Below are 9,585 nucleotides of genomic sequence, written 5' to 3'. Positions count from 1 at the left end.
TCCTTCTTGGCCGCCTCGATCTCGGCGATCATCGCCGCCTCGGCGTCGGAGTCGAAGGCACGGACCGGGCTTGCGTCGATCGCCTCGAGGTCGGCGATCCGGGGCGGCGGGCCGTCGTAGGGCTCGCTCGCCCCGATGGAGATCACGTGCGAGACGACGTCAACGCCGAGCACCTGCCGCAGGAAGTTGCGGGCGACGGTGCCCGCGGCGACCCGCGCGGCGGTTTCGCGGGCGCTGGCCCGCTCGAGCACCGGGCGCGCATCGTCGAAGCCGTACTTGAGCATCCCCGAGTAGTCGGCATGCCCGGGACGCGGACGGGTGAGTGGCGCATTGCGCGCGCTGCCGTCGAGTTCGGCGGCATCGACCGGATCGGCCGACATCACCGTCTCCCATTTGGGCCACTCGGTGTTGCCGATCTCGACCGCGATCGGACCGCCCATCGAGAGTCCGTGGCGCAGACCGCCGATCACCGTCACCTTGTCTGCCTCGAACTTCATCCGGGCCCCTCGTCCGTATCCGAGACGGCGACGGGCCAACTGTTCGGCGATATCCGACGAGGTGATCTCAACTCCGGCGACCATACCCTCGACGATCGCCACGAGTGCCGGGCCATGCGACTCTCCGGCTGTTATCCAGCGCAACACAAGAATCCATTGTTCCATGCGGGCCACGCGGCCCGCGAACAGCCTTGACCAGGCCCGGCCGCCGGCGCCGACGACCGACGCACGAGCCTCAACCGATCGCCAGGACGAGGACCGCGGCAAGGATCAGCGTGGGGCCGTGCGGGCGTCGCACCGGGCCGCCACGCCGATGTCCGATCAGGACTCCCACCTGGGCGAGCGCAACCATCAGCAGTGCCGCGACCGGGTGCGCGAGGAGGCCACCGAGGACGAATCCGAGTTTGACGTCGGCTCCCCCGCACCATCGGCGGGTGAAGGCGAGCAGGTACGGAACGGCCCCGGCCAGGGCCGCGATCAGCACGTGCGGGGCCGTCAGCCCGCCGACGACCACCGCGAGCACGCCCGGCCACAGCAATCGATTCGGGATGCGCGCGGTGCGCCGGTCGCTCTCGGCGACCACCGCGAGCCAGATCATCACCACCAGCGCCGTCGCAACCATGCCGCCAGTGTGGTCGGTGGCGTCGGTGGGCTCGGGCGCCGGACGGCCCGCCGGCGTCGGGCTGTGGACCGTCCCGTCTCTGTGAGTGCGTCAGGAGGCCGCGTCGGCTCCGGCGAACACCTCGGCCATCACCGTGCGCGGTGCCGGCAGACCAGTGAATTGCTCGACCTGGCTGAACGCCTGGTTCAGCAGCATCACCAGTCCACCGGCCACCCGACCACCCGCAGCCCGAACCGCGGTGGCCAGCGGGGTGGGCCACGGGTCGTAGATGACGTCGACCAGACGCGCGGAGCCCGAGACGGCGTCGATCACCGGTGTGGTCGCCGACGCCGGGACCGTGGAGACGGCGACCGCGGCGTCACGGCAGCGCCGGCTCAGGTCGTCGGTGCTCGCGAAATCGGCCACCTGCACCGACATCCCGAGATCGCGCGCCAGAGTGAGCACGTCGGCGGCGCGCTGCGCGCTGCGGGCGACGACGGTGAGTTCGCCGATCCCGACCGCGGCGAGCGCCGCGACGGACGGTAACGCCGTACCGCCGGCCCCGACGAGCACCGCGGAATCGGGAAGGTCACCGCCGACGACGTTTGCCGCGACACCGAGGTGTTCGAGTGCACCGGTCATGCCGTCGATGTCGGTGCAGTCCGCTCGCCAACCGGTCACGGTCCGCACCAGTGTGTTCGCCGAACCCACCAGGACCGCACGTTCGGTGCGCTCGTCGGCGACGGCGAGCGCGGCGAGTTTGTTCGGCATCGTGACCGAGAAACCGATCTGCTCGGCCGGCGCCGCGGCGACGACCCCCGGAAGATCCGCTGCGGTGCACTCCCGCCGCGTGTAGGTCCAGTCCTCCAACCCCAGCGCACGGTAGGCGGCCAGGTGCAGATCCGGCGATCTCGAATGCGACACCGGGGAGCCGAGCACCGTGGCTCGGCGGGCGGTGCGCCCGCCCACCGGGGCGCACAGCGGCGGACGCGCCAGCACCGAGCCGGCCTCGTCGAGCGGACCGGTCACCGGCACGTGATGAATTTGTTCTGGCATGCGGTGGCGATGTTGCGCCGATGCTGATCGAAGTCGTCGGTGAACAGTGTCGTCCCCTTGGAGTCGACGGTCACGAAGTACAGCCAGTCGCCGTCGGCGGGCTGCTCCATCGCCTCGACCGACGGCTCTTCCACCGCACCGATCGGTGTCGGCGGAAGGCCCTTGCGCACGTAGGTGTTCCACGGCGTGTCGGCCTTGAGCGCGTCGTCGTGCAGGTTCAGGTCGACGACGCTGGCGGTGTAATTGGCGGTCGAATCGAATTCCAGCCGTTGGCCTTTGGCGAGCCGGTTCAGGATGACCCGCGCCACCTTCGGGTAGTCGTCGGGTTGCACCTCGCCCTGCAGCAACGATGCGGCGACCAACGTCTGATAGGGACTGAGCCCGGACTTGTTGTTGCTCACCAGACCCCAGCCCTCGTACATGGCGGCGCTCTTGGTGATCAGGGTGTTGAGTATCTGCGTGGCGTTGTCGTGCGGATCGATGTCCTCCCACGTGCCGGGCGCGATCAGGCCCTCGATCCGGCGATGGTCGCCGTTGAGTGCCGTCACCGACTCCTGCGCCCAGCTCGGGACACCGAGCTCGGTGATACTCGCGTTGGCGGCCGCGTCGGACAGTTGCTGCTCGGTCACCCCGAGGCGTTGTCCGTTGATCTCGACGCCGGTCTGGTCGGCGATCATCGCGAAGATGCCCGGGGTGACGCGTCCCGAGGTGTCGCGCTTGGTGTCCAGCGGGGTGCCGGGAGGTACGACGATGCGCCCGACGCGGTTGGTCGAGTCGGAGTCGGTGATCAACTTCACCGCCTCCGCCGCCGGGATCTGGGTGCGCAACTTGTAGTAGCCGCTGGACAGCGAGGCTCCATCGGCGGCGTCGACGAACGCGCGGACGCTGCCGACGACGTTGTCGTCGACGAGAATGCCGCCGATCTGTTTGATCGACGCATTCGCCGGGACGTGCACGAGCACGTCAGCGGTACCCGCGGCGTTCGTGTAGTCCTTTCGGGAGTCGAAGAGCCCGGCCTTGTCCGCTCCCCAGTACCCCACCCCGGCGACCAGCGCCAGCATCACGACGGCCACCACGGCCATGCCGATCCGGCGTCGGCGCCGACGGGCGACCGCCGCCGGACGACGTTCGGGATGGTCATCGAGGTCTGGGTGGGAGTCGTCGGATACGGGTGCGAGGACGGTGTCGTCGGCCGGTTCGACCAGTTCGTGCGGTGCGGTCAGGTCGTGATCGACGCGATCATCGGTGCGAAGGGATCCGGTGTCGTCTCGATCGGCGAGGTCGGCGTCGGCCTCGGGAACGGCGAGCGTCGGTTCGGCCAGGGCGGCCAGCGCGCCCGGTGCCACACCTGCCTCCCGCCGGCGATCTGCCGACCGGTCACGGGCCGCCGACCGGCTCGTGGTCGCGGGGGCTGACGATGCGTCGGGATCGATGCGCTCCGGCTGCGCGCGCTCCGGCTGCGCGCGCTGTGGCCGGGCCCGCTGTGGTTCGGTCCGCTGTGATTCGGCCTGCCGCGGCGCGGGGATCGGAGCGGTGCGGGGGGCGGACCGCTGGGCGCGTGAACGCAGCGTCGGCTGCGGCGCAGATGGGGTCGTCTCGTCGGCGGACTGCGGCGCGGGCGCCTGTGCCGCTGTCTGGGGTGCCGTTGTCTGGGGTGCCGTTGTCTGGGGACCATTCCCGGGTCGGGCCACCCGATCATCCGAAGACGCCGGCACTGCCGGCCATGATCCCGACGGGGTGCCCGCCGGTCCCGTGCGGCGGCGGCGATGCCGGGTGTTGGGTCGCCCATCCACCGGCTGCGTGAAATACCGCAACCGATCGGGGTCCATGCCGTCGGCGGGGTGGTCCGCTCGCTCCCGATGGCGATTCCGATGCCGTTCGTCGCTCACCGCGGATACCCTCCCTGGTTCCGGTTCGACGGCGCGGCGTGAACCCCGCCCGTCCCCCGACACGTGCGCACGTCGCGCCTCACACTGGACCTGAACCGATCGGACCCTCCGATCGGCGGACGAAGCGACGGCGCCAACGAGCTCATCGTCGCGCGTCCAGCCATCCCTGCAGAATAGCGACCGCAGCCGCCTGATCAATCACCGAACGCGATGCCTTCGCCGACCGGCCACTCGCCCGCAACGCCTGCGCCGCGGTCACCGTGGTGAGCCGTTCATCGACGTACTCGACGAGCACCGGGGCAATCGCGGTGGTCAGGGCGTCGCCGAACTCCCGCGCGGCGGCCACCGCAACACCGTCGGTGTTGCGCAACGTCTTGGGCAAACCGATCACGACACCGACGACCTCGTATTCGGTGGCGAGTTCGGCGATTCTCGTCACATCCGACCCTCCGGACGTGTCCCGTCGCACGGTCTCGACCGGGGTGGCGAGTATGCCGTCGGGATCGCACACCGCGACGCCGATCCGCACGCTGCCGACATCGATGCCCAGACGCCGGCCCCGCCGCGTCTGCTGGTCGTCGTGCCCCGGAGCCGCCATCAGTGCAGGAGCTCGGAGATCCGTCGGATCGCCGGGTCCACGCCGGCCGGATCGGTTCCCGACCCCTGTGCCAGATCGGGTTTGCCGCCGCCGCGGCCGCCGAGGATGGGTGCGATCTCCTTGACCACATCACCGGCCTTGAGCCCGGCCGAGCGGGCGGCCTCGGTGGTGGCGACGACGAACGGCACCTTGGTCTGCTCGGCGTCCTCACTCGGGGAGAACAATGCGATCACCGCGGCACGATCGGAGACCCGGCCGCGCAGATCGCCTGCCACCGAACGCAATCCGTTGGCGTCGAGCCCGGGCAGCGTGCCCGAGACGAGCAACGTCGACCCGACCGTGATCGCCCGATCGAGCAACGCGGCCGCCGACGCCCGTGCCGCCTCGGCGCGCATCTTCTCCAGTTGCTTCTCGGCGTCACGCAATCGCGTGACGAGTTGCTCGACGCGCGCGGGAACCTCGTCGGAGGGCACCTTCAGCGACGACGCGAGACCCGCCATCAGGGCGCGTTCCTTCGACAGATGGCGGAATGAGTCCATGCCGACGTAGGCCTCGACGCGGCGCACCCCCGAACCGACCGAGGACTCGCCGATCAGCGTGACCGGTCCGATCTGCGCCGACGACGAGACGTGGGTGCCACCGCACAGTTCCATCGAGAACGGGCCGCCGATCTCGACGACACGCACCTCGTCGCCGTAGTTCTCCCCGAACAGTGCGAGCGCGCCCATCGCCTTCGCCTCGGCGAGACCGGTCTCGAAGGTGTTGACCCGGTAATCGGCCTCGACTGCCTCGTTGGAGATCTCCTCGATCTGGGTGCGTTGCTCGGCCGACAGCGGTCCCGATGCATGGAAGTCGAAGCGCAGGTATCCGGGGCGGTTCAGCGAACCGGCCTGTGTCGCACCGGGTCCGAGCACCTGACGGAGCGCGGCGTGCACCATGTGGGTACCGGAGTGTCCTTGCGTGGCACCGTGGCGCCAGCTCGTGTCGACGCTCGCGAGGACCTCATCGCCTTCGGCGATCTCCCCGGCATCGACGATGACGCTGTGTAACCACACCGACTTGCCCACCCGCTGAACATCTTTGACGGTCAGCCGGGCGCCGGCACCGGTGGTGATGGAGCCGGTGTCGGCCATCTGGCCACCGGACTCGGCGTACAACGGGGTGCGGTCGAGGATCACCGTCAGTTCCTGACCGGCGCCGGCGCTGCGGACCCGCACGCCGTCGGCGATCAGACCCACTACGCGCGCCTCGGACACGAGCTCTCCGTAGCCGGTGAACTCGGTGGGTCCGCGATCGAGGAACTCCCGGTACACCCCGGCGTCGGCGTGCCCGGTCTTACGGGCGTTCGCGTCGGCCTTGGCTCGCTGCTTCTGCTCGGCCATGAGTTCGGTGAAGCCGCCCTCGTCGACCTGTAACCCGGCCTCGGCGGCCATCTCGAGGGTCAGATCGATCGGGAAGCCGTAGGTGTCGTGCAGGGTGAATGCATCGCTGCCCGAGAGCGTGCCCTTGTTGGCCGCCTTGGTGGCCGCGGCCGCATCGGCGAACAACTTCGACCCGGCGGCGAGGGTCTTGGCGAACGAGGCTTCCTCGCCGACCGCGACACTCACGATGTGCTCACGTTTGTCGGCGAGTTCCGGATACGACGGCGCCATCAGGTCGATCGCGGCACCGATGAACGCCCCCATCGTCGGGGCGTCCGCGCCGTCGACATTCGGCCCGCTCGCTGCGCTCCCGGCGCCGAGCAGTCGCGCCGAGCGCACCACGCGGCGCAGCAACCGGCGCAGCACGTAGCCGCGGCCGTCATTGCCGGGCAGCACGCCGTCGCCGATGAGCATCGCGGCGGTGCGGGTGTGGTCGGCGATCACGCGGAATCGGACGTCGGCCTCGTGGTCACCGGCGCCGTAGGCGCGTCCGGTCACGCTCGCGGCGAGGTCGATGATCGGTTTGAGCAGATCGGTCTCGTAGACGTTGTCGACACCTTGCAGCAGGCAGGCGACGCGCTCGATGCCCATACCGGTGTCGATGTTCTTCTTGGGCAGCGGGCCGAGGATCTCGTAGCCCTCCTTACCGCCACCCGGGCCGCGCACGTTCTGCATGAACACGAGATTCCAGATCTCGATGTAGCGGTCCTCGTCGGCCTCGGGCCCACCTTCGATCCCGTATGCCGGACCGCGGTCGTAGAAGATCTCCGAACACGGTCCGCACGGACCGGGGACGCCCATCGACCAGTAGTTGTCCTTCATGCCGCGTCGCTGGATGCGCTCGGCGGGCACGCCGATCTCGTCGCGCCAGATCGACTCCGCCTCGTCGTCGTCGAGATAGACCGTCGGCCACAGCTTTTCGGGCGGAATGCCGTATCCGCCGTCCTCGACGCTGTTGGTCAGCAGCGTCCACGCGAAGGTGATCGCCTCGCGCTTGAAGTAGTCGCCGAAGGAGAAGTTGCCCGCCATCTGGAAGAAGGTGTTGTGACGGGTGGTGATGCCGACCTCGTCGATGTCGAGGGTGCGCACACACTTCTGCACGCTGGTGGCGCGGTCGAACGGCGGGGTCTGCTCGCCGAGGAAGTACGGCTTGAACGGCACCATGCCGGCGTTGACGAACAGCAGGTTCGGGTCGTCGAGGATCAGCGAGGCGCTGGGCACCTCGGTGTGCCCGGCCTTGATGAAGTGATCCAGGAATCGCTTCCTGATGTCATGCGTCTGCACTGGGTGAGTCCTCGAAAGATCGGCGATGAGCGTATCTGCGGCTTACCAGCCTACCGTCGGCGGGCCCCACGCTCTCCGACCGCGTCGGGTATCGCGGCCGTCACCGGCGCGGGCATACTCGGCCCATGTCCGGCGAACACCACTATCGCGTCACCACCACGTGGATTGGCGACCGCGGCACCGGGACGTCCGGGTACCGCGACTACGACCGCACCGTCCGCATCGGCGTCGACGGTAAACCCGATGTGATCGGTTCGGCGGATCCGGCGTTTCGCGGCGATGCGACGCACCACAATCCCGAGGATCTGCTGCTCATCGCGATCTCGCAGTGTCACCTGCTGTCGTATCTGCACGCGTGTGTGACCCGCGGCGTCGTCGTCACCGGCTACACCGACGAGGCGAGTGCCGTCATGGCGCAGGAGGGCAACGGCGGACATTTCACCTCGGCGACGCTGCGCCCGACGGTCACGGTTGCCGACGAGTCGATGGTCGCCGACGCCCACGACGCCCACCACGACGCCCACGAGTGGTGTTTCATCGCGAACTCGGTCAACTTCCCGATCGGCCACCACGCCACCGTTACCGTCGGCTGATCGCTGATCACCGACTGCGCCGCCCTTGGCGAAGCGATCAAATAGGTTGGACGGCAGCACGATAGACCGGCTATGGTCAGGTTTCCGTGCAACGTCCCGAGGAGGTGCCACCTGTGAATCAATTGTCGTCGGTGCTCCTCGGAGGAGTCACGGTCGGACGATAGGTCGCCCGGGGCGCCGCACCTGTGCACGCTCCGAAAGGCACGGCCATGCATTTCACTTCTGAACGAGTTCTCGATGACGGTATCGCCGAGCGGGAGTTCACCCTCGGCGACTTCACCGGAATCCTGTGGACACCGCCGGCGGCTTCCGGGTCCACTCCGGTCCCACTGATCGTCCTCGGACAACCCGGCAGTATCGGGACCCGACACATGTATCCCCGGCTGGCGGCACGGGCCCGTTGTGCGGCCGCGGACGGCTTCGCCGCTGTCACGATCGAGCCGCCCGGTGCCGGCGATCGCACCCCGCTGCCCGGTGCCGACGACGTTCGAGCAGACCTGCGCCGCGCGATCGCCGCCGGCGAACGGCCCGGGGCAGACCTCATCGATCGGCTGGTGCTCCCCCTCCTTGAGCAGGCGGTGCCGGAGTGCCGGATCACTCTCGACGAGATCCTCGGGCGACTGGAGATCGGTGACAAGGTCGGGCTCTCGGGCGGCGTGATCGCCGTTGGTACCCGCCTGGCCGCCGTCGACCCACGTATTGCGGCAGCCGGGCTTTTCGCAGGTAGCTACGTGCCGTCGGTGACAATGGAAGAGGCACGCCTCGTCACCGCCCCGCTGCACGTTCTTCTCCAGTGGGATGACGAGAGCAACGACCGGCGGATGGCTCTCGATCTCTTCGACGCCTTCGGATCCACCGAGAAGACGCTCTGCGCCAACATGGGTGGCCACACAGGCGTCCCGCAATTCGCGGGTGAGGAGGCCGCCCGATTCTTCGTCCGCCACCTCGGCTCTGACGCCGGGTGAGGGGGGACCCACAACACCTCTCCCCTCACCGACTCTGACCAGTGACAGCGGCCGCACGCCGCCCGGGCATCGCGAGCGACACGACCGCGCCGAAAACAAGCAACGCCACCATCGCGGTCATCGACGCCCGGTATCCGGCGCCCACCGACGTCGCGGAGGTGAAGATCGTCCCGATCGCCGCGGCACCCACCGCGACCGACAACGCCTGCACGGTGTTGAGGACCCCCGACGCGGCACCCGCGCGGTGAACCGGAACCTCGTCGAGCACCAGCAGGCCTGCCGACCCGACCACGAGCCCGAAACCGGCCCCGGCCAGGACCAGGGTCAGCGCCAACCACCAGTAGGGGTCGTCAGTGCGTGCCGCGAGCATCATCGTGACCACGCCGACGGCGAAGACCAGTGCGCCGCATCGCAGCACCGATGCCCCGAACCGGGGTGCCAGGACTGTCGCCGACAGGCCTGCGGCGACGAACACCGTCACCGAGAACGGCAGCCACATCAGGCCGGTGCGCAGCACCGAGAAACCCAATGCAGATTGCACGTAGAGCGACTGGACCAGGAAGAACCCGCCGGTCGGCACCATGAAGGCGGCGAATGCCGCGAGTCCGGCGGTGAACGACCGGGTGGCGAACACCGCCGGGGGCACCATCGGCTCCACACCGCGCCGCGCCGAGGTCCACT

9 protein-coding genes are annotated in these 9,585 nt (G+C 69.0%); 2 read left to right on the top strand and 7 right to left on the bottom strand.

What is annotated here, in order from left to right:
• From B1964_RS09560 to alaS, 6 genes are all read right to left on the bottom strand, one after another.
• On the bottom strand, window positions 1–662 hold a 662-nt coding region (locus B1964_RS09560; RefSeq protein WP_139765685.1), incomplete at its 3' end, for a chorismate synthase.
• A gap of 70 nt (window positions 663–732) precedes the next feature.
• The gene (locus B1964_RS09555; protein ID WP_006370243.1) at window positions 733–1,119 is read right to left on the bottom strand and encodes an A24 family peptidase; all 387 of its coding nucleotides are present in this window, start codon (window positions 1,117–1,119) and stop codon (window positions 733–735) included.
• A 90-nt stretch (window positions 1,120–1,209) separates the two neighbouring features.
• Window positions 1,210–2,133 (bottom strand): shikimate dehydrogenase, encoded by a 924-nt coding sequence (locus B1964_RS09550; protein WP_020171430.1) that lies wholly within the window; start codon window positions 2,131–2,133, stop codon window positions 1,210–1,212.
• Window positions 2,124–3,500 carry an endolytic transglycosylase MltG gene (mltG, locus tag B1964_RS09545; protein WP_006370241.1) on the bottom strand — a complete coding sequence of 459 codons (1,377 nt, stop codon included), beginning with the start codon at window positions 3,498–3,500 and terminating at the stop codon, window positions 2,124–2,126. Before mltG ends, B1964_RS09550 begins: the two co-directional genes overlap by 10 nt.
• A 685-nt stretch (window positions 3,501–4,185) precedes the next feature.
• Complete coding sequence (gene ruvX, locus B1964_RS09540; protein WP_079929606.1) at window positions 4,186–4,641, bottom strand: Holliday junction resolvase RuvX; 456 nt, start codon at window positions 4,639–4,641, stop codon at window positions 4,186–4,188.
• The gene (alaS, locus tag B1964_RS09535) at window positions 4,641–7,346 is read right to left on the bottom strand and encodes an alanine--tRNA ligase (RefSeq protein ID WP_079929605.1); all 2,706 of its coding nucleotides are present in this window, start codon (window positions 7,344–7,346) and stop codon (window positions 4,641–4,643) included. Before alaS ends, ruvX begins: the two co-directional genes overlap by 1 nt.
• A 125-nt stretch (window positions 7,347–7,471) precedes the next feature.
• On the opposite strand from alaS, the gene B1964_RS09530 reads away from it, so the two are divergent.
• Both B1964_RS09530 and B1964_RS09525 read left to right on the top strand, forming a co-directional pair.
• Window positions 7,472–7,939 carry an OsmC family protein gene (locus B1964_RS09530; protein ID WP_079929604.1) on the top strand — a complete coding sequence of 156 codons (468 nt, stop codon included), beginning with the start codon at window positions 7,472–7,474 and terminating at the stop codon, window positions 7,937–7,939.
• A gap of 209 nt (window positions 7,940–8,148) precedes the next feature.
• Window positions 8,149–8,904, top strand: a complete 756-nt coding sequence (locus B1964_RS09525) for an alpha/beta hydrolase (RefSeq protein ID WP_079929603.1) — start codon at window positions 8,149–8,151, stop codon at window positions 8,902–8,904.
• A 25-nt stretch (window positions 8,905–8,929) separates the two neighbouring features.
• Here the strand turns inward: B1964_RS09525 and B1964_RS09520 are convergent.
• On the bottom strand, window positions 8,930–9,585 hold a 656-nt coding region (locus B1964_RS09520), incomplete at its 5' end, for an MFS transporter (protein WP_139765684.1).

Source organism: Gordonia sp. i37 (assembly GCF_002043085.1).
Taxonomy (GTDB): Bacteria; Actinomycetota; Actinomycetes; order Mycobacteriales; family Mycobacteriaceae; genus Gordonia; species Gordonia polyisoprenivorans.
Note: the sequence above shows the minus strand (reverse complement) of the source record. Positions and strands in the feature narration are given on the sequence as shown.

Coding starts and splice junctions, on each gene's coding strand:
- B1964_RS09555 (WP_006370243.1), bottom strand. CDS start 1,119: ATGGTTGCGACGGCGCTGGTGGTGATGATCTGGCTCGCGGTGGTCGCC.
- B1964_RS09530 (WP_079929604.1), top strand. CDS start 7,472: ATGTCCGGCGAACACCACTATCGCGTCACCACCACGTGGATTGGCGAC.
- ruvX (WP_079929606.1), bottom strand. CDS start 4,641: ATGGCGGCTCCGGGGCACGACGACCAGCAGACGCGGCGGGGCCGGCGT.
- B1964_RS09525 (WP_079929603.1), top strand. CDS start 8,149: ATGCATTTCACTTCTGAACGAGTTCTCGATGACGGTATCGCCGAGCGG.